Genomic DNA, 17,606 nt, shown 5'->3' with positions numbered 1-17,606 from the left:
CGCCGGATCAGGCCAGCACGCCGTCGCGGAAGTCGCGCAGGGCCTGCTCGATCTCCTCGCGGCTGTTCATCACGAACGGGCCGTACTGCACGATGGGCTCGTTGAGCGGCGTGCCGGCGATCAGCAGCACCCGTGCGCCCTGGGCGCTGGCCAGGTGCAATTCACCCGCGTCGGACAGCCGCACCAGGCGCCCGGCGGCGACCGGCTGGGCGCCGGCCTGCGGCAGCTCCAGCACGCCTTCGTAGACATAGAGCATCGCCCGCTGGCCGTCGGCCAGGCGCGGCGCGATCCGGCTGCCGGGCGGCAGGTGCAGGTCGAACAGCTGCGGCTGGGTGTGCGGGCGCTGCACGGCGCCGGCCTGGCGGAGCTGGCCGTCGTCGAACTGGCCGGCGATCACCACCGCTTCGACCCCGCCTGCCGTGGTCAGGCGCGGAATCTCCTCGGCCGGAATATCGCGGTAGCCGGGGTCGCCCAGCTTGTCCCGGGCCGGCAGGTTGAGCCACAGCTGGAAACCGCGCATGGCGCCGGACTGCTGCTCGGGCATCTCGCTGTGGACGATGCCGCGCGCGGCGGTCATCCACTGCACGCCGCCCGTGCCGAGCAGGCCGACGTTGCCCAGGTGGTCCTCATGGCGCATGCGCCCCTCGAGCATATAGGTGATGGTCTCGAAGCCGCGGTGCGGGTGCGGCGGGAAGCCGGCGATATAGTCGTCCGGGTCGCTGCTGGAGAATTCGTCGAGCATCAGGAAGGGATCGAAGCGCTCCAGGCCGGGGCCACCGATGACCCGGTTGAGGCGCACGCCGGCGCCGTCCGAGGCCGGCTGGCCGGGTTGGATGCTGAGGATGCGGCGGGCTTGGGTCATGGCGTGGACTCCGTCGGTCGAGGCGATGGAGACCATGCTACGCCTATCCTGTCGATCAAATAGCGCAAGTTTTGCGGGCTACTGATCGATCTGTTCGATGTTTCAGTGGGCGGGGCAGGGGCTGGCCGGGCGGTTTTCGCCGGGCAGGTCGAAGTCCTCGATCAGCTGGCAGATGGCCTGGCCGTCGGCCGCGCATTGCGGCCGCGCGGCCCAGTCGGCGAGGGCGCGCTGCATCACTCCGGCCAGGCGCTGGCATTCGGCGATATGCGCCTCCAGTGCGTGCAGGCGCTCGCCGAGCAGTTCGCGCACCTCGGCGCAGGGCTCGGCGCCGCTGTCGGCGCGGGCGAGGATGGCCTGCACGTCCTTGAGGCTGAAGCCCAGGCGGCGGGCGCGGGCGATAAAGCGCAGGCGCTTGAGGTCCTCGGCGGCGTACAGCTGGTAGCCGTTGTGCGGATCGCGCCGCGGTTTGAGCAGGCCGAGGTCGGTGTAGTGGCGCACGGTATCGCCGCTGACGGCGGCGGCCTTGGCCAGTTGGGCGACGCGCATGCTGCACTCCTTCAGGTGGCGAGAGGCCGTCAGCTTAAAACCGCGGGGCGGCCCCGCGGTCAACGGGGTTATCCCGCCGCTCGGCGGCCTGTCATTCGGCGATCTTCAGCTTGCGCGACTCGTGATAGAAGTAGCGCAGCTTCTCGTACTCGAACGGCGAGTTGAGCTGGCCGTAGCGGAAGCTGGTGTGCGCCCGCTCGTCCACCGCGCGCAGCGCCGTGATGCCGGGGTTGCGGCTGCTGGCGTCGGCCACATCGAGGTAATTGACCGCGCTTTCCAGGCTGTAGTCCGCCACCAGCCCGCCGGTGTCGCGCAGGTTGGAGGGGCCGAGCAGCGGCAGCATCAGGTAGGGGCCGGCCGGCACGCCGTAGTGGCCGAGGGTCTGGCCGAAGTCTTCGCGCAGCCGGGGCAGGCCCATCCGGCTGGCCGGGTCCCAGATGCCGCCGATGCCGAGGATGGTGTTGAACAGCAGCCGCGCGGTGCTGTTCATCGCCCGCTGGCCCTTGAGCTGCAGCAGGCTGTTGGCCAGGGTCGGCACTTCGCCGAGGTTGCTGAAGAAGTTGTGCACGCCGCTTTCCACCAGGTTCGGGGTGACGTAGCGGTAGCCGTCCACCAGCGGCAGGAACACCCACTGATCGAAGCGGTAGTTGAAGTGGTAGACGCGGCGGTTCCACGACTCCAGCGGGTCGTACACCTGCAGGGCGTCGTTGGAAGCGCGCTCGAACTCCTGCTGATCCAGCCCCGGGTTGAACCGCAGGTGCTGCAGCGGGTTGGTGAAGCCGTCGGGGTCGGCGTGGTGTTCGGCCAGGGCCGGCGCGCTGGCCAGCGCCAGGGCGATCAGAATCCAGTGCTTAGCCACGGAAGAACTCCAGCATGGCGTCGCTGTTGACGCGGTAGTTGAGGTTGCCGCAGTGCCCGCCGCGCGGGTACAGGGTCAGGCGCTCGCCGAAGGCGCGGCGCAGGAAGCCGATGTCGCCGGGGCCGAGGATCAGGTCGTCGGCGTTGTGCATCACCGCCACCTTGTCGCTGCCCTTGAGGTAGTCCTCCAGCGCGTAGAGGCTGGCCGCATCGATCAGCTGGTTGAGGCTGCCGCCGTCGTAGCGGGCGCGCCACATCGGCACCAGCTGTTCGGCAATGTAGCAGTCGAAGTCGCAGCGCAGCGCCAGCTGGAAGAAGGGCGTGAGGCTGGTGCCCTCGCTGATGCGGTAATCGCGTGGGGTGATCAGGCCGCGGCGGTTGAGCAGGTCCGAGCTGAACACGATGTCGGCGGCGGCGAAGCGGAACACCGTGCCGATGAGCATGGCCATCTGTTCGTCGGAGAGTTTCTCCTTGGACTGCTGGAAGTCGTAGAGCATGGCTTCGTTGATATCCAGGTAGCCCTTCTCGTTGAAGTAGCGGGTCAGCTTGCCGAGCACCAGGTCGTAGAAGTTGGTGCTGTTGTCGATGCCCTCGACCTTGGTCTGCACCAGGCGGTCGAGGTTGCTGATCGAGGTGTAGAGGTTGACCGGCGGGTTGAGCAGCAGCACGCGCTTGAAGTCGAAGGCGCGGCGGGTCTCGTCGAGCTGGCTGACGAAGGCGGCGTGCAGGCCGCCGAGGCTGTAGCCGGTGAGGTGGAACTCGCTGACCTCGAGCTTGGGGTGCTGGGCGCGTACCGCCTGCATGGCGCGGTACAGGTCGTCGGCGTCGTCCGGGGTGTAGCCCGGGGTGGCGAAGCGCGAGGCGGCGGCCATGAAGTCGTAGCTGGTCGGCGAGGACAGCTGCACCACATGGAAACCGGCGCCGTAGAACAGCTTCTTCAGATATTCCGGGGTGCCGCTGGCGTAGTGCGCGCCGGTGCCGGCGATGATGAAGATCAGCGGCGCGCGGCCCTTCTGCTGGGCCAGGCGGTACTGCAGCTTGGTCACCGGCCAGAAGTTCTCCAGCAGCTCGAACTGGCGATCCGGGCGGATGCGCACGGCATAGTCGCGCTGGTCGATGGCCTCATCCGCCGGCAGCGCCGGGCGCAGCGCCGGCGGGGTGGTGGCGATGGTCGCCTCGAATGGGTTGGCCAGCGGAAAGCCATAGCTTTCGGCGTCCACGTCCGTCGCCGCGGCGGACGCACAGAAGGCCAGGCCGCCGAGCAGGGCGGCGAGTCGGGCAAGGCTGGGCATGTGGCAAGTTCCTTTTAAGAAAAGAACGTCTCGATTGAACAGCCCGCTTATGACAGCAATAGCTGGGGCAAAGTGCCAGAGCCGCCGTCTATCGGGGCTGTCCGGCCAGCGCGCCCAGCGCCTCGCCGGTCAGGCGGTAGACCGTCCAGTCGTCCTGCGGCGTGGCCCCCAGGCTCTCGTAGAAGCCGATGGCCGGCGTGTTCCAGTCCAGCACCGACCACTCCAGGCGGCCGCAGCCGCGATTCACTGCCAGGCGTGCCAGTTCGGCCAGCAGCGCCTTGCCCAGGCCGGCGCCGCGGGCGGCGGGGCGCACGTAGAGGTCTTCCAGGTACAGACCGGGACGGCCGAGGAAGGTGGAATAGTTGTGGAAGAACAGGGCGAAGCCGGCGGCCTCGCCGTCCACCTCGCCGATCAGCACTTCGGCGAAGGGGCGCGGGCCGAACAGGTGTTCGGTCATCTGCAGCGGATCGGCGACTACCTGGTGGCTGAGCCGTTCGTACTCGGCCAGCTCCTGGATAAAGTCGAGAATCAGCGAAATATCGGCGGGTTGCGCGGGGCGCAGGCTCAGCTTGGACATGGCGGCTCCTTGTGGATGCCGCCGAGTATGCCGCGGGTGCCCAGGGCTCTGGCAAGTCGCCGATCAGACGTGGTGGTGCAGCCAGGCATGCCCGGGAATGGCCGACTCGCGCTGCTTCGCCTCCAGGCGCGCCCAGAACTTCTCGTGGAAGTAGAAGCCCACCGAGTTGCACAGCGGCTCGACCGCCGCCACCAGGCCGCTGACCGCGATGCTGCCGGTCAGCGCGTAGGCCACGCCGAAGGCGATGCAGAAGTGCATGAGGGTGAAGGTCAGGGTCTTGAGCATGCTGCACCTCGATGAGAATCGTTTCGCGTCGAAAGCAAGGCTAGTCGCCCTGTTGTCCGTGTGGAAATACGGGCTGTGCATGGCTTCGATAGTCAGGCTGTATGAATTTTTCTTTATTGAAAGTGCACTTCTATTCAGCTCGCGCCGCTGTGGTGCTGGGCTAAGCTGAGTCGCCCTGTTGAGCGGAGTCCTGAGCATGCAGATCGACGATATTCCCTTCGGCGTTACCGATTGGGCCGCGCTGCCGCGCAGCGAGCATCCCGGCGAGAAGGGCACGGCGTACTGGCGCACCTGCCAGTTCGGCGCGCTGCCGGTGCGCATGGTCGAGTATTCGCCCGGCTACCTGGCCGATCACTGGTGCCACAAGGGTCATGTGCTGCTGTGCCTGGAAGGCGAGTTGCATACCGAACTGGAAGACGGCCGGGTGTTCGTGCTCAAGCCCGGGATGAGCTATCAGGTCGCCGATGCCGCCGAGGCGCACCGTTCCTCGACAGCGAGCGGCGCGCGACTGTTCGTGGTGAACTGATGCTGCTGCGCCTGGCCGCCGATGCGCTGGTGCTGCTGCACCTGGCCTTTATCCTCTTCGTGCTGGGCGGCGGCCTGTTGCTGCTGCGTTGGCCGCGGCTGGCCTGGCTGCACCTGCCGGCGGTGGCCTGGGGCGCGACGGTGGAGTTCTTCCACCTGCTGTGCCCGCTGACGCCCTGGGAGAACCAGTTGCGCCGCGCGGCGGGGCAGGCCGGTTACGACGGCGGCTTCGTCGAGCACTACCTGATTCCGCTGATCTACCCGGCCGGGCTGACGGCGCAGCTCCAGCTGTGGCTCGGCGCCGTGGTGCTGCTGGTCAACGGCGCGGTGTACGGCTGGCTGATCTGGCGCTGGAAGCGCAGGCCGTAGCGCCGATTTGCCCTGCCTATTCATAAGCCTGATGAAGGGCTGGCGGCACTATTTCCTTCGCTACACTGCCAGCCATTCCAACCGGACATTGAAAGGCAGACCGCTATGCAAAACCGCATGATGATTACTGGCGCCGGTTCCGGCCTGGGGCGCGAGATCGCCCTGCGCTGGGCGCGCGATGGCTGGCGTCTGGCCCTGGCCGACGTCAACGAGGCCGGCCTGGCCGAGACCCTCAAGCTGGTGCGCGAGGCCGGTGGCGACGGTTTCACCCGCCGCTGCGACGTGCGCGACTACAGCCAGCTGACGGCGCTGGCGCAGGCCTGCGACGAGCAGTTCGGCGGTATCGACATCATCGTCAACAACGCCGGGGTGGCGTCCGGCGGCTTCTTCAGCGAGTTGTCGCTGGAAGACTGGGACTGGCAGATCGCGATCAACCTGATGGGCGTGGTCAAGGGCTGCAAGGCCTTCCTGCCGTTGCTGGAGCAGAGCAAGGGCAAGATCGTCAACATCGCCTCGATGGCGGCGCTGATGCAGGGCCCGGCGATGAGCAACTACAACGTGGCCAAGGCCGGCGTGGTGGCGCTGTCGGAAAGCCTGCTGATCGAGCTGCGTCAGCAGGAGATCGGTGTGCACGTGGTCTGCCCGTCGTTCTTTCAGACCAACCTGCTGGACTCCTTCCGCGGTCCGACCCCGGCGATGAAGGCGCAGGTCGGCAAGCTGCTGGAAAGCTCGCCGATCAGTGCGGCGGATATCGCCGAGTACATCCACGCCGAACTGGCCAAGGGCAGCTTTATGATCCTGCCGCACGAGATGGGCCGCATGGCCTGGGCGCTCAAGCAGCAGAACCCGCAGGCGCTCTACGACGAGATGGCCAACATGGCCGACAAGATGCGCGGCAAGGCCAAGCCCGCGGGCTGACCGAAAGGTCAGTTAATTGCCGGCGCAGGCTTGCCCGAGCGGGCCTGCGGGGGTAGGGTGGCCGATCCGGCCTGCCTGCCGTTCTGACCTTGGATAATCCGTGAAACCAGTCCCTCGGGCCCTGTTGCTGGTGGCCCTGGTGCTGGCGGCGATCAACCTGCGCCCCGGCATCACCTCCCTTGCCCCGCTGATCGAGCGGATCGCCGCCGAGCTGTCGCTGAGCCGCAGCTTTATCAGCCTGACCACCGCGCTGCCGGTGCTGTGCATGGGCCTGCTCGCCCCGCTGGCGCCGCGCCTGGCGCTGCGCTGGGGGCTGGAGCGCACCATCGTGTTGTGTCTGGCGCTGATCGCCCTGGCCCTGCTGGCGCGCCTGGCGGCGCACCAGAGCGCGGTGCTGATCGCCAGCGCCATCGCCCTCGGCGCCGCCATCGCGGTGGCCGGGCCGCTGCTGTCGGGTTTCATCAAGCGCTATTTCGCCGGGCAGATGGGCCGTGTGGTGGGCTGGTACTCCCTTGGCATGGCCATCGGCGGCGCCGCCGGTGCGGTGCTCACCGCGCCGGCCACCGCGTTGCTCGGCGATGCCTGGCACCTCGGCCTGGCGGTCTGGGCCGCGCCTGCGCTGCTCGGCGTGCTGCTCTGGCTGTGCCTGCCCAACCAGCTCGGCGCCGGCGAGACGCAGGAGGGCGGCCTGCCCTGGCGACAGCCGCGGGCCTGGTTGATCAGCTGTTTCTTCGCCCTGCAGGCCGGCCTGTTCTACGCCCTGGCCACCTGGGTGGTGGCGCGCTACCACGAGGCCGGGCTGAGCCTGCTGCGCAGCAACTCGCTGCTGAGCATTTCCATGCTGATGGGGCTGCCCAGCTCCTTCCTGCTGCCCTGGCTGGCGCAGCGTTTCGATGCCCGCTACTCGCTACTGCTGGCGTGCGGTGCGCTGAGCAGCCTGTGCCTGGCGATGATCAGCTTTGCCCCGAGCCTGGTTCCCGAGCTCTGGGCGGTGCTGATCGGCTTCGGCCTCGGCGGCTCCTTCGCCCTGTCGCTGGTGCTGCCGCTGTACGAGGCCGGCTCGCCGCTGGCGGTCAGCCGCTGGACCGCGATGATGCTGTTCACCGGCTACGGCCTGGCCTGCACGACGCCGATCCTCACCGGCCTGGCACGCGACCTGTCCGGCAGCTACCGCCTGCCGTTCGCCGCGCTCACCGGCCTGGCCCTGCTGATGACGCTGATCGCCTGGCTGCTCGGGCGCAGCCAGCGGCGCCAGCGGTGAAGAATTCGCGCCAGTTCCTTTCTTGCCCGCCGGGGCTGTGTTAGAAGGCGGTCTGTTTTTCCTGGAGTGCCGGTGTGGAGTCCGAATCCATCGTCTATGGCTGCATCCGCGACTGGCCCTCGGATGATCCCGAGCTGCGTCGCCTGCGCCGCGAAACCAACCACGGCGTGCTGGCCGACCTGCCGGCCGGCGACCTCTGGCCCTTCCTCGGCCGCGAGATGTTCTCCTTCTGCGAGCAGCCCGGCGCCGGCCTGTACCAGACCCAGGTGATCCACTTCGGCGCCAGCTACGGCGCGGTGGAGTACGAGTGGAACCTGTGGATCGAGGCCTTCGAGGCGCTGCTCAAGCGCCTGTACTGGGCCAATGCGGTGGTGCACCTGGAAACCGAGCTCAATGGCGTGCACACCTTCCGCTGGGAATCCGACAGCGGCTTCCACAGCCCCCAGGAGGGCGCCCTGCGCGTGCGCTGCGCCTGGGAACGCGAAGGCATGCTGCGCGGCTGAGGAGGCGAACGTGCTCAACTACCTGTGGTTCCTGCTCGCCGCGCTGCTGGAGATCGCCGGCTGCTACGCCTTCTGGATGTGGCTGCGGCTCGACCGCAGCGCCTGGTGGATAGTGCCCGGGCTGCTCAGCCTGGCGCTGTTCGCGCTGATCCTGACGCGGGTCGAGGCGGCGTTCGCCGGGCGCGCCTACGCCGCCTACGGCGGGGTCTATATAGTCGCCTCGCTGGCCTGGCTGGCGCTGGTCGAGAAGACCCGGCCGCTGGCCAGCGACTGGCTGGGCGCGGCGCTGTGCCTGGCGGGCGCCACCATCATCCTGTTCGGGCCGCGCTTCGCGCCGTCCTGAACCGCGGGCCAGAGCACTGCGCTGCTTATAGATAATCGAAGTAAAAAAGTTCCGTTGTCATGAAATCTTTATATATCGGCAACTGAGCTGAAATAACCCCTCGCCAAGATTCCCCCCAGCACGAACGAGCCCAGCGCTCGGGTGTTTTCAACACTAAAAGTCCAACAGGGGAATCTCGATGATCCGTAAGCACTTCGCCGGTTTCGCAGCCAGCGCCCTGGCCCTGGCCGTTTCCGCCCAGGCTTTCGCCGGCACCGTCACCACTGACGGCGCCGACCTCGTGATCAAGACCAAAGGCGGTCTGGAAGTCGCCACCGTCGACAAGGCCTTCAGCTTCAAGCTGAACGGCAAGCTGCAATGGGACGCCATCAACTTCGACGGTCTGCAGGCGGCCAGCCAGAACCAGCCGTTCGACGATACCTTCAACACCTTTATCCGCCGCGGTGAGTTCGGCCTGGAAGGCGTCGCCTACTCCGATTGGGGCTGGGGCCTGCGCCTGAGCTACGACGACAGCGCCGAAGGCGACAACACCGCCGTCGACCGCGCCTTCATCACCTACGCCGGCCTGGGCTTCGCCGACGTCACCATCGGTCGCTATGGCGTCGACTACGGTCTGGAAAACACCACCAGCTCCTCCTGGATCACCGGCATGGAGCGCCCGTTCATGTACGACCTGCTCAACGGCGACGAGGACACCAAGTTCGGCGTCAACGTCATGCACGCCGGCGACAACTACGGCCTGATGGCCCAGGTGGGTCACTACAACACCTACGAGTCCGCCGACAGCGGCAACGACGAAGCCTACGGCTACACCCTGCGTGCCAACTGGGCGCCCTACCTGAACGGCACCGACGTGATCCACCTGGGCGCCAACTTCCACAGCTCCAACCCGGACGACGACCGTGCCCGCGCCCGTACCCGCCTGGGTATCCGCAGCGACAACGACGACCGCCTGGTATTCGCCGATTCGCGCGTGGCCGACAAGGACACCGAATGGGTTCTGGAAGCCGGTGCCCAGTTCGGTGCCTTCCGCGCCCAGGCCGAGTACTTCCAGCGCAACATCTCCGGCGAGACCGCCGGCGGCGCTTCGGCCGATGCCGACCTGAGCGGCTACTACGGCCAGGTGTCCTATATGTTCGGCGGCGTGCGCGGCTACAAGGCCGGCGCCGGCAAGTGGGACAAGCCGACCCAGGCCGGTGCCATCGAAGTCTTCGCCCGCTACGAGAGCAATACCGTCGACTCCGACGCCGGCGCCATCCCCGGTCAGCTGAACGACCAGGTCGCCGGCATCATCGCCGCCGATGTCACCGACGAGTTCGAGGCCAACGCCTTCGTGGTCGGCGTCAACTACTTCCCGACCCCGGCCGTGCGCATGAGCCTGAACTACGTCGACTACGAGGTGGACAACATCGACACCACCCAGCAGATCGCCGGCGAAGACGTCCAGGACGACGGCAAGGCCATCATGGGCCGCCTGCAGTACGTGTTCTAAGCAGCCATTACTGCTCCTTTGAGCCCCGCCCCGTGCGGGGCTTTTTTGTGAATCCGCGTTATCAGGAGTTGCCACATGAACAAGATGTTGAGTCTGTTGCTGGCGGCGGGGCTGAGCCTGTCGGCCGCTGCCGAGGATTACCGCGCCGCCCAGCCGGGCGAGCTGCTGCAGGTGCGTCTCGAACAATTGCACCCGACCCAGGCGGCGGTCGGTCACGACCAGATCCACTACAAGCTCGCGCGTTTCGCCAGCGAGCCGCAGAAACTGTTCGACGAGTACTGCGAGGCCAACGGCCAGGGCGAGAGCAGCCGGGTGCCGAAGGGCGCCGATCTGCACCGGCCCGACAGCTTCGCCTGCCAGGGCGAGGTCGGCTCGCGCGCCGGCGAGATGAAGACCGTGGTGGTCGGTCCCGGCGGCCAGCTGTTTCTCACCGACGGTCACCACACCTTCACCAGCCTGTGGGAGCAGCCCGGCGCCGGCGCGCAGCTGCGCATGTGGGTCAAGGTGACCGACAACTTCAGCGACAGCGCCGACCTGGCCGCCTTCTGGCAGCGCATGCAGGCGGCGCGCAAGGTCTGGCTGCGCGACGGCGCCGGGCAGCCGCTGCAGCCGCGGCAACTGCCGGCGCAGCTCGGCCTGGCCAATCTGGGCGACGATCCTTACCGGGCGCTGGTCTACTTCACCCGCGAGGTGGCCTACGACAAGCCGCGCTCCGGCGAAGTGGCGCCGGAGTTTCTCGAGTTCTACTGGGGCAACTGGCTGCGCGAGCGTCTCGACCTGAGCCGTTTCGACCTGCGCGAGCGCGGCGGCTATCGCGATGCGGTGCAGGCCGCGGCCGAGCTGATGGTGGCGCTGCCGGCCGAGGAGCGGGTCGGCGACAGCGGTTTCATGGCGCGCGAGCTGGGCGGTTATGCCGCCATCGACCGCAAGGAGCTGAACAAGGTGGCCAGCCGCAAGCTGAGCCTGCTGGTCGGCTACAAGCCGCGCGGTTGATCTGCAAAGGAAGCGACAAGGCTAGTCCCGCGCAGGCGGGACAGTGGCCTCATCGCCGAACAGCGTTTGCGCTGGCCCGAAGGGGAATAATCCACAACCGCTGCAGTACCTGGGCTCCCGCCTTCGCGGGAGTGACGGTTCAGTACTTCCCTGGGTTCGGGTGGCGGGTCGATGCCCGGTTCTGGCTGTGTGCACCGCGTCGCCCGCCAGCATCGCGGATAAATTCGCTCCTACAGGGTCTGTAACGACTAACGATGACCTGGCCAACAAAAAAGCCCCGGAGTTCCGGGGCTCTTGCCTGGCGTCGGCCTCAGGACTGCTTGGTGTAGCTGTCCATCGCCTTCTTGATCATCTCGCGAGCTTCGGCGGCGTTGCCGTAGCCGTTCAGCTCGACCTTCTTGCGGCCCTCCGGCAGCTGCTTGTAGACGCGGAAGAAGGCCTCGATGCGCTGGCGCTCGACGGCCGGCAGGTCGTCGATGTCCTGGATGGCGTCGTAGGTCGGGTCGATGTCGCTGCTCGGCACGCCGATGATCTTCTCGTCGGCCTCGCCGCCGTCGATCATCTTCAGGTAGCCGATGGGCCGGAACTTGATCAGCACGCCCGGGTGCAGCGCCTCGCGGGTCAGCACCAGGCCGTCCAGCGGGTCGTTGTCGCCGCCCAGGGTGCGTGGCAGCGAACCGTAGTTGGCCGGGTAGGTGACCGGCATCGACTGGAAGCGGTCGACGAACACCAGGCCCTCGCCGTTGATCTCGTACTTGGTGAAGCTGCCGGCGGGAATCTCCACGGCCATGTGCACGTCGTTCGGCGCGTTCTCGGCCTGGGCCGCGTGGAAGGGGTGGACGATGGCCGGTTCGGCCTGCAGCAGAGGGCTGCCGAGCAGGCAGGCGGTGCTGAGGGCAAGCAGGGTCTTGCGCATGATGGCTCCTAGCGGGTCTTCGAGTTGTGGGTGCGGGCTCGCGGCGTCATCATGCTCGGCCATTGTTAGAGATATATTGCAGCCCCGCCGCCGGAGTGCCGCCATGACCCTGCGCCTCGCCGCTTCCCTGCACGACGTACCGGCCGCCAGCTGGGACGCGCTGCTGGCCGACGCCCAGCCCTTTCTGTGCCACGCCTTTCTCAGCGCCCTGGAAGACAGCGCCAGCGTCGGCGGGCGCAGTGGCTGGCAGCCGGCGCACCGGCTGTGGCTGGATGCGCACGGCACGCTGCGCGCCGCCATGCCGGCCTACCTCAAGCAGCATTCCTACGGCGAGTACGTGTTCGACCACGGCTGGGCCGACGCCTGTCGCCGCGCCGGCATCGCCTATTACCCCAAGCTGCTCGGCGCGGTGCCCTTTTCCCCGGTCGGCGGCGCGCGCCTGCTCGGCGATCGGCAGGCCGCCGGGCAGCTGCTCGACGAGCTGTGTACGGGGCTGCAAGAACAGGGGCTGTCCGGCCTGCATATCAACTTCACCGCGCCGGCCTGCGACGCCCTGCTGCAGGGCCGCGCCGGCTGGCTGGAACGCCTCGGCTGCCAGTTCCACTGGAAGAACCGCGGCTACCGCGACTTCCAGGACTTTCTCGAGGCGCTGAGTTCGCGCAAGCGCAAGCAACTGCGCAAGGAGCGCGAGCAGGTGGCGGGGCAGGGCATCGACTTCGACTGGCGCCAGGGCGGCGAACTGAGCGAGGCGGACTGGGACTTCGTCTACCAGTGCTACGCCAACACCTACCAGGTGCGCGGCCAGGCGCCGTACCTGACGCGCGCCTTCTTCAGCCTGCTGGCCGAACGCATGCCCGACGCCATCCGCGTGGTGCTGGCGCGCCAGCGCTCGCGTCCGGTGGCCATGGCCTTCAGCCTGCTCGGCGGCGGCTCGCTCTACGGCCGCTACTGGGGCTGCCTGGCCGAGTTCGACCGGCTGCATTTCGAGACCTGCTTCTACCAGGGCATGCAGTTGGCCATCGACCAGGGCCTGGCCCGTTTCGATGCCGGCGCGCAGGGCGAGCACAAGCTGATCCGCGGTTTCGAGCCGGCGATCACCCGCTCCTGGCATTACCTCTGCCATCCCGGCCTGCGCGCCGCGGTGGCGGATTTCCTCGCCCAGGAACGCCCCGGCGTGCTGGCCTATGCCGAGGACGCGCGGCGCTACCTGCCCTATCGCCAGGGCTGAGGGCGGCACCGCGCGCCGGCTCGAACGGCCGTTCGCCGGAAGTTCCCCGGGCTGGAGCTTTCTGTAAAAACTCCAGAGCTTTTTGCAAGAAGCCCGCGCCGCTCTGCCACTAAATTCCGCCCTTCACTTTTCGTCACGACCGTTTCCGGCCGCGCCCATTGGTCAGACCAGCGATGCTGAGCTAGACCGATAACAGCGGCCAGCACGGTGGTGGCGCGATTCGGTGGCCGCAGGCGTCAGCCAGGGAGGTCAGGGAGGGTGCCCAGGCACTTGCCGATGCAGTGACGATGCGGTGGAGATCCCACAGCGCCGGTTTCTGCCCTTGCCTGTGCCCGCCAATGCGCCGGTGCGACGAGTGACAGAGAGCGGAGCCCGGCACTCGCCACGAGCGGGTGCGTTTTGCCATTCAGGGCATGGGCGGTCGCCGATGCCCGATAACAACAAACGAGAGGGGAGCCCCCCAATGACAGCTAGTACTCCAATGCTCGTCACCTTCGTGGTGTACATCGCAGCCATGGTGCTGATCGGCCTGGTCGCCTATCTGCGCACCAAGAACCTTTCCGACTACATCCTCGGCGGCCGCAGCCTCGGCAGTTTCGTTACCGCGCTGTCCGCCGGTGCCTCCGACATGAGCGGCTGGCTGCTGATGGGCCTGCCGGGCGCCATCTTCATCGCCGGTATCTCGGAAAGCTGGATTGCCATCGGTCTGGTCATCGGTGCCTACCTCAACTGGCTGTTCGTCGCCGGCCGTCTGCGCGTGCAGACCGAGCACAACGGCAACGCCCTGACCCTGCCGGACTACTTCACCAACCGCTTCGAAGACAACAGCCGCATCCTGCGCATCTTCTCCGCCGTGGTGATCCTGGTGTTCTTCACCATCTACTGCGCCTCCGGCGTGGTCGCCGGTGCCCGTCTGTTCGAGAGCACCTTCGGCATGAGCTACGAGACCGCACTGTGGGCCGGCGCCGCCGCCACCATCGCCTACACCTTCATCGGCGGCTTCCTCGCGGTGAGCTGGACCGACACCGTGCAGGCCACGCTGATGATCTTCGCCCTGATCCTCACCCCGATCGTGGTGCTGATCGCCACCGGCGGCGCCGATGCGACCTTCGCCGCCATCGAGCTGAACGACGCCACCAACTTCGACATGCTCAAGGGCGCCACCTTCGTCGGCGTGATCTCGCTGATGGCCTGGGGCCTGGGCTACTTCGGCCAGCCGCACATCCTGGCGCGCTTCATGGCCGCCGAGTCGGTGAAGGCCATTCCGGCCGCACGCCGCATCTCCATGACCTGGATGATCCTGACCCTGGCCGGTGCCGTGGCCGTCGGCTTCTTCGGCATCGCCTACTTCGCCGCCCACCCGGAACTGGCCGGCCCGGTCGCCGAGAACCCGGAGCGGGTGTTTATCGAGCTGTCCAAGCTGCTGTTCAACCCCTGGATCGCCGGCATCCTGCTGTCCGCCATCCTCGCCGCGGTGATGAGCACCCTGAGCTGCCAGCTGCTGGTGTGCTCCAGCGCCCTGACCGAGGACTTCTACAAGGCCTTCCTGCGCAAGGGCGCCTCGCAGACCGAACTGGTCTGGGTCGGCCGCGCCATGGTGCTGCTGGTGGCGCTGATCGCCATCTGGCTGGCCGCCAACCCGGAAAACCGCGTCCTGGGCCTGGTGTCCTACGCCTGGGCCGGCTTCGGCGCCGCCTTCGGCCCGGTGGTGATCCTCTCCCTGGTATGGAAAGGCATGACCCGCAACGGCGCCCTGGCCGGCATGCTGGTCGGCGCCACCACGGTGATCGTGTGGAAGAACTGGATCGGTCTGGGCCTGTACGAGATCATCCCCGGCTTCATCCTCGCCACCCTGGCCATCCTGATCTTCAGCCGCATCGGCAACGGCCCGAGCAAGGCCATGCTGCAGCGCTTCGACGAAGCGGAGAAGGAATACCAGTCGGTCTGATCCCCCGGCTGTGACGACACAGGCGGTGGTTGCCTCGGCAACCACCGCCTTTTTTGTACCTGCACTGCGGGTCGGCCAGCCTTTGCGCCAGCGCCAGGCGGCCCGGCAGACGACGCCCGGCCGCCGACTGGCTATGCTTAGGCCTGAGTTCCCTATCACAGGGGCCGCTTTCCTTCAGTCGCGCGGAGGGCGCGGGCATGGCCAACGATTTACTCGGCGTCGGCGAGGCCGCGCCCTGGTTCGTCTGTCCCACGCAGAGCCGGCAGCGCTTCGTGTTCGACACGGTCGGCGGGCGCTACATCCTGCTGTGCTTCTTCGCCTCGGCCGCCGAGCCCGCCAGCCAGGCGCTGCTGGCCGGGCTGAACGCGCAGCGCCAGCGCTTCGACGACCTCAACCTGGCCTTCTTCGGCGTCTCCGTGGATGCCGACGACGCGCGCCTGCAGCGCGTCGCCGAGTCGCTGCCGGGGGTGCGCTACTTCTGGGATTTCGACCGCCAGGTCAGCCGCCTGTACGGCGCCTGCCGCGAGGACGGCCGCTACCAGCGCGTCAGCTACGTGCTCGACCCCATGCTGCGGGTGCTGGCGGTGCTGCCCTTCGCCGGCGAGGTGGCGGCGCACCTGCAGGCGCTGACACAGGTGCTGGACAGCCTGCCGCAGATCGGCGCGCCCTGTCGCGCGGCGTTCCAGGCGCCGGTGCTGGTGCTGCCGCGGATCTTCGAGCCGAGCCTGTGCCGCGAACTGATGAACTACTACCAGGCGCGCGGCGGCGAGCCGTCCGGTTACATGCAGGACATCGACGGCAAGACCGTGCAGGTGATCGGCCAGACGCACAAGAGCCGGCGCGACTGCCTGGTGGAGGACGAGGCGCTGCGCGAAGTCTGTCGCCAGCGCATCCACCAGCGCCTGGTGCCGCAGATCGAGCGCGCCTTCCAGTTCAAGGTCTCGCGCATGGAGCGCTACCTGATCGGTTGCTACGACGCCGAGGAAGAGGGGCACTTCCGCCCGCACCGCGACAACACCACCAAGGGCACGGCGCACCGCCGCTTCGCCGTCTCGCTGTTTCTCAACAGCGGCGAGTACGAGGGCGGCTGGTTGCGCTTTCCCGAGTTCGGCGCGGCGCTGTACAGCGCGCCGCCGGGCGGCGCCGTGGTGTTCGCCTGTTCGCTGCTGCACGAGGCGCTGCCGGTGACCCGCGGGCGACGCTTCATGTTCCTGCCGTTTCTCTACGACGAGGCGGCCAAGCAGATCCGCGAGGCCAACCTGGGCTATCTCGAGGAAGGCGTGCGCGGCGCGGCCGATGTCGCCGACGACTCGCCGGCGGCGAGCAACTGAGCGGGCTTTCGCCGGCGGCCGCCTTTGGCTAAGGTGGCGGCCCTTCCCCCAACCCGCACAGGCTGCCCCATGACCGCGAAAGACCCGCTCCACGGCCTCACCCTGCAGGCCATCCTCAGCGCCCTGGTGGAGCGCCTGGGCTGGGACGGCCTGGCCCGGCACATCGATATCCGCTGCTTCAAGCACGAGCCGAGCCTCAAGTCGAGCCTGGCCTTCCTGCGCAAGACGCCCTGGGCGCGGGCCAAGGTCGAGGCGCTCTACCTGCAGCAGTTCAAGGATCGGGCCTAGGCGCGCGCCTCTCGCTGTTTCCCGATCCGGATGCCTGGCAAGCCGCGCCCGGATTGCATCCGGGCGACGTGCTGGCACCGTGCAAAAACAGCGGTGAATCCCCCGGCCGCCGCCTAGTTCAAACCCAGCCCCAGGGCCTGCAGGGCCTGGCGGTAGCTGCTGCCGGCCATGCGCAGGCCGTTGTTGTGGTTGGCGCCGTCGATCAGCAGCAGCTGCTTGGGCTCGCTCGCCGCGGCGTACAGCGCCTCGCTGAAGCGCGCGGGGATAAAGCGGTCGTCGCGGCCGTGGGCGATCAGTACCGGCATCCCCACCTCGGCGATCTTGCTCAGCGAGTCGAACTCCTGCGACAGCAGCCAGTGCACCGGCAGGCGCGTGCGGGTCACCGCGCCGGCGACATCCGCCAGGTTGGTGAAGCTGGATTCGACGATCAGCCCGCCGGCCTGCGCCGCCTCGTCCGCTGCGGCCAGCTCGCGGGCCAGATTGATCGCCACCGCGCCGCCGAGGGAATGGCCGTAGATCAGGCGCTTGGCCGGCTGCGGCTGCAGCCTGGCCAGATGCTCCCAGGCGATGCGCGCGTCCTGGTAGACGCTGCGCTCGGAGGGCAGCTGGCCGCGGCTCTGGCCGAAGCCGCGGTAGTCGACGGCCAGCACGGCAAAGCCCATGGCGTGCAGCTGTTCGATGCGAAACAGCTGGCCGGTGAGGTTCCAGCGCGAGCCGTGAAGGTACAGCAGGGTCGGCGCCTCGGCGCGCGCGGCCGGCCACCACCAGGCGTGCAGGCTTTCCTCGGCCGTCAGCTGCGGCGACTGCAGCTGCAGCTCCTCGATGCCGGCGGGCAGGCCGCTGAACCAGCGCGCGGTACCCGGCTCGATGCGAAATACCAGCTCGCGCTCGGTCTGCTCCAGCTTGGCGCAGCCGATTGGCAGCAGCACCAGCAGGCAGGCCAGGACGAACAGACTCAGGCGCCGGCGGCGCAGCAGGGCGATCCAGGATGGGGGCATGGCGGCTCCAGACGAAAGTCCTAGGCTAAACGGACACTGCAGCCATGGACTGCTCGTTCGTCGCCCGGTTGCG

General features: G+C 67.8%; 20 protein-coding genes. 12 read left to right on the top strand and 8 right to left on the bottom strand.

The genetic code is table 11. From position 1 onward, the window contains the following. Positions 1 to 7: 7 nt before the first annotated feature. From ACIGKL_RS05780 to ACIGKL_RS05755, 6 genes are all read right to left on the bottom strand, one after another. Entirely contained in the window at positions 8 to 862 is an 855-nt protein-coding gene (locus ACIGKL_RS05780) for a pirin family protein (RefSeq protein WP_397485735.1), read from the bottom strand. Positions 863 to 964: 102 nt separating this feature from the next. Next, on the bottom strand, positions 965 to 1,408 hold the full coding sequence (locus ACIGKL_RS05775) for a MerR family transcriptional regulator (RefSeq protein WP_397485734.1): 444 nt from the start codon (positions 1,406 to 1,408) through the stop codon (positions 965 to 967). A 91-nt stretch (positions 1,409 to 1,499) separates the two neighbouring features. After that, positions 1,500 to 2,267 carry a VacJ family lipoprotein gene (locus ACIGKL_RS05770; protein WP_397485733.1) on the bottom strand — a complete coding sequence of 256 codons (768 nt, stop codon included), beginning with the start codon at positions 2,265 to 2,267 and terminating at the stop codon, positions 1,500 to 1,502. Further along, positions 2,260 to 3,558: a serine/threonine protein kinase gene (locus tag ACIGKL_RS05765; protein WP_397485732.1), complete on the bottom strand. Its 1,299-nt coding sequence runs from the start codon at positions 3,556 to 3,558 to the stop codon at positions 2,260 to 2,262. The genes ACIGKL_RS05770 and ACIGKL_RS05765 overlap by 8 nt, the downstream gene beginning before the upstream one ends. Before the next feature lie 88 nt (positions 3,559 to 3,646). After that, a complete protein-coding gene (locus ACIGKL_RS05760) occupies positions 3,647 to 4,135 on the bottom strand; it encodes a GNAT family N-acetyltransferase (protein ID WP_397485731.1) in 489 nt (162 codons plus the stop codon). A 63-nt stretch (positions 4,136 to 4,198) separates the two neighbouring features. Further along, positions 4,199 to 4,420: a DUF2061 domain-containing protein gene (locus ACIGKL_RS05755; protein ID WP_397485730.1), complete on the bottom strand. Its 222-nt coding sequence runs from the start codon at positions 4,418 to 4,420 to the stop codon at positions 4,199 to 4,201. 196 nt (positions 4,421 to 4,616) lie between these two features. Between ACIGKL_RS05755 and ACIGKL_RS05750 the strand changes: the two genes are divergently transcribed. From ACIGKL_RS05750 to ACIGKL_RS05715, 8 genes are all read left to right on the top strand, one after another. After that, entirely contained in the window at positions 4,617 to 4,946 is a 330-nt protein-coding gene (locus ACIGKL_RS05750) for a DHCW motif cupin fold protein (protein ID WP_397485729.1), read from the top strand. Further along, positions 4,946 to 5,314: a DUF2784 domain-containing protein gene (locus tag ACIGKL_RS05745; protein ID WP_397485728.1), complete on the top strand. Its 369-nt coding sequence runs from the start codon at positions 4,946 to 4,948 to the stop codon at positions 5,312 to 5,314. The genes ACIGKL_RS05750 and ACIGKL_RS05745 overlap by 1 nt, the downstream gene beginning before the upstream one ends. A 105-nt stretch (positions 5,315 to 5,419) precedes the next feature. Beyond that, complete coding sequence (locus ACIGKL_RS05740) at positions 5,420 to 6,232, top strand: SDR family oxidoreductase (protein ID WP_397485727.1); 813 nt, start codon at positions 5,420 to 5,422, stop codon at positions 6,230 to 6,232. Positions 6,233 to 6,332: 100 nt separating this feature from the next. Then, a complete protein-coding gene (locus ACIGKL_RS05735; RefSeq protein WP_397485726.1) occupies positions 6,333 to 7,493 on the top strand; it encodes a CynX/NimT family MFS transporter in 1,161 nt (386 codons plus the stop codon). A 74-nt stretch (positions 7,494 to 7,567) separates the two neighbouring features. Beyond that, positions 7,568 to 7,996 carry a hypothetical protein gene (locus tag ACIGKL_RS05730; RefSeq protein ID WP_397485725.1) on the top strand — a complete coding sequence of 143 codons (429 nt, stop codon included), beginning with the start codon at positions 7,568 to 7,570 and terminating at the stop codon, positions 7,994 to 7,996. Between the two features lie 10 nt (positions 7,997 to 8,006). Next, positions 8,007 to 8,339 (top strand): YnfA family protein, encoded by a 333-nt coding sequence (locus ACIGKL_RS05725; protein ID WP_397485724.1) that lies wholly within the window; start codon positions 8,007 to 8,009, stop codon positions 8,337 to 8,339. A gap of 178 nt (positions 8,340 to 8,517) precedes the next feature. After that, positions 8,518 to 9,831: an OprO/OprP family phosphate-selective porin gene (locus ACIGKL_RS05720; protein WP_397485723.1), complete on the top strand. Its 1,314-nt coding sequence runs from the start codon at positions 8,518 to 8,520 to the stop codon at positions 9,829 to 9,831. Positions 9,832 to 9,906: 75 nt separating this feature from the next. Further along, positions 9,907 to 10,824 carry a ParB/Srx family N-terminal domain-containing protein gene (locus ACIGKL_RS05715; RefSeq protein WP_397485721.1) on the top strand — a complete coding sequence of 306 codons (918 nt, stop codon included), beginning with the start codon at positions 9,907 to 9,909 and terminating at the stop codon, positions 10,822 to 10,824. Between the two features lie 310 nt (positions 10,825 to 11,134). On the opposite strand, the gene ACIGKL_RS05710 is transcribed toward ACIGKL_RS05715, so the two are convergent. After that, positions 11,135 to 11,740, bottom strand: coding sequence for an inorganic diphosphatase (locus tag ACIGKL_RS05710; RefSeq protein ID WP_397485719.1), 606 nt, complete (start codon positions 11,738 to 11,740; stop codon positions 11,135 to 11,137). A gap of 103 nt (positions 11,741 to 11,843) precedes the next feature. On the opposite strand from ACIGKL_RS05710, the gene ACIGKL_RS05705 reads away from it, so the two are divergent. From ACIGKL_RS05705 to ACIGKL_RS05690, 4 genes are all read left to right on the top strand, one after another. After that, positions 11,844 to 12,968: a GNAT family N-acetyltransferase gene (locus ACIGKL_RS05705; protein WP_397485717.1), complete on the top strand. Its 1,125-nt coding sequence runs from the start codon at positions 11,844 to 11,846 to the stop codon at positions 12,966 to 12,968. Between the two features lie 463 nt (positions 12,969 to 13,431). Continuing rightward, entirely contained in the window at positions 13,432 to 14,916 is a 1,485-nt protein-coding gene (gene putP / locus ACIGKL_RS05700) for a sodium/proline symporter PutP (RefSeq protein ID WP_122107565.1), read from the top strand. 197 nt (positions 14,917 to 15,113) lie between these two features. Continuing rightward, complete coding sequence (locus tag ACIGKL_RS05695; protein WP_397485716.1) at positions 15,114 to 16,247, top strand: redoxin domain-containing protein; 1,134 nt, start codon at positions 15,114 to 15,116, stop codon at positions 16,245 to 16,247. A gap of 69 nt (positions 16,248 to 16,316) precedes the next feature. After that, positions 16,317 to 16,535, top strand: a complete 219-nt coding sequence (locus ACIGKL_RS05690; protein WP_397485715.1) for a VF530 family DNA-binding protein — start codon at positions 16,317 to 16,319, stop codon at positions 16,533 to 16,535. A gap of 113 nt (positions 16,536 to 16,648) precedes the next feature. On the opposite strand, the gene ACIGKL_RS05685 is transcribed toward ACIGKL_RS05690, so the two are convergent. Beyond that, positions 16,649 to 17,533 (bottom strand): alpha/beta hydrolase, encoded by an 885-nt coding sequence (locus tag ACIGKL_RS05685; protein WP_397485714.1) that lies wholly within the window; start codon positions 17,531 to 17,533, stop codon positions 16,649 to 16,651. Positions 17,534 to 17,606: the final 73 nt, after the last annotated feature.

The sequence above is a fragment of the Pseudomonas sp. NPDC077186 genome, from assembly GCF_044543505.1.
Classification (GTDB): domain Bacteria; phylum Pseudomonadota; class Gammaproteobacteria; order Pseudomonadales; family Pseudomonadaceae; genus Aquipseudomonas.
This window is presented reverse-complemented; position numbering and strand designations above follow the sequence as displayed.

What these genes read in the sequence shown, in the direction of transcription:
- ACIGKL_RS05710 (WP_397485719.1), bottom strand. Translation starts at nt 11,740, where the DNA reads ATGCGCAAGACCCTGCTTGCCCTCAGCACCGCCTGCCTGCTCGGCAGC.
- ACIGKL_RS05775 (WP_397485734.1), bottom strand. Translation starts at nt 1,408, where the DNA reads ATGCGCGTCGCCCAACTGGCCAAGGCCGCCGCCGTCAGCGGCGATACC.
- ACIGKL_RS05715 (WP_397485721.1), top strand. Translation starts at nt 9,907, where the DNA reads ATGAACAAGATGTTGAGTCTGTTGCTGGCGGCGGGGCTGAGCCTGTCG.
- ACIGKL_RS05760 (WP_397485731.1), bottom strand. Translation starts at nt 4,135, where the DNA reads ATGTCCAAGCTGAGCCTGCGCCCCGCGCAACCCGCCGATATTTCGCTG.
- putP (WP_122107565.1), top strand. Translation starts at nt 13,432, where the DNA reads ATGACAGCTAGTACTCCAATGCTCGTCACCTTCGTGGTGTACATCGCA.
- ACIGKL_RS05750 (WP_397485729.1), top strand. Translation starts at nt 4,617, where the DNA reads ATGCAGATCGACGATATTCCCTTCGGCGTTACCGATTGGGCCGCGCTG.
- ACIGKL_RS05780 (WP_397485735.1), bottom strand. Translation starts at nt 862, where the DNA reads ATGACCCAAGCCCGCCGCATCCTCAGCATCCAACCCGGCCAGCCGGCC.
- ACIGKL_RS05740 (WP_397485727.1), top strand. Translation starts at nt 5,420, where the DNA reads ATGCAAAACCGCATGATGATTACTGGCGCCGGTTCCGGCCTGGGGCGC.
- ACIGKL_RS05695 (WP_397485716.1), top strand. Translation starts at nt 15,114, where the DNA reads ATGGCCAACGATTTACTCGGCGTCGGCGAGGCCGCGCCCTGGTTCGTC.
- ACIGKL_RS05705 (WP_397485717.1), top strand. Translation starts at nt 11,844, where the DNA reads ATGACCCTGCGCCTCGCCGCTTCCCTGCACGACGTACCGGCCGCCAGC.
- ACIGKL_RS05685 (WP_397485714.1), bottom strand. Translation starts at nt 17,533, where the DNA reads ATGCCCCCATCCTGGATCGCCCTGCTGCGCCGCCGGCGCCTGAGTCTG.
- ACIGKL_RS05765 (WP_397485732.1), bottom strand. Translation starts at nt 3,558, where the DNA reads ATGCCCAGCCTTGCCCGACTCGCCGCCCTGCTCGGCGGCCTGGCCTTC.
- ACIGKL_RS05745 (WP_397485728.1), top strand. Translation starts at nt 4,946, where the DNA reads ATGCTGCTGCGCCTGGCCGCCGATGCGCTGGTGCTGCTGCACCTGGCC.
- ACIGKL_RS05755 (WP_397485730.1), bottom strand. Translation starts at nt 4,420, where the DNA reads ATGCTCAAGACCCTGACCTTCACCCTCATGCACTTCTGCATCGCCTTC.
- ACIGKL_RS05720 (WP_397485723.1), top strand. Translation starts at nt 8,518, where the DNA reads ATGATCCGTAAGCACTTCGCCGGTTTCGCAGCCAGCGCCCTGGCCCTG.
- ACIGKL_RS05690 (WP_397485715.1), top strand. Translation starts at nt 16,317, where the DNA reads ATGACCGCGAAAGACCCGCTCCACGGCCTCACCCTGCAGGCCATCCTC.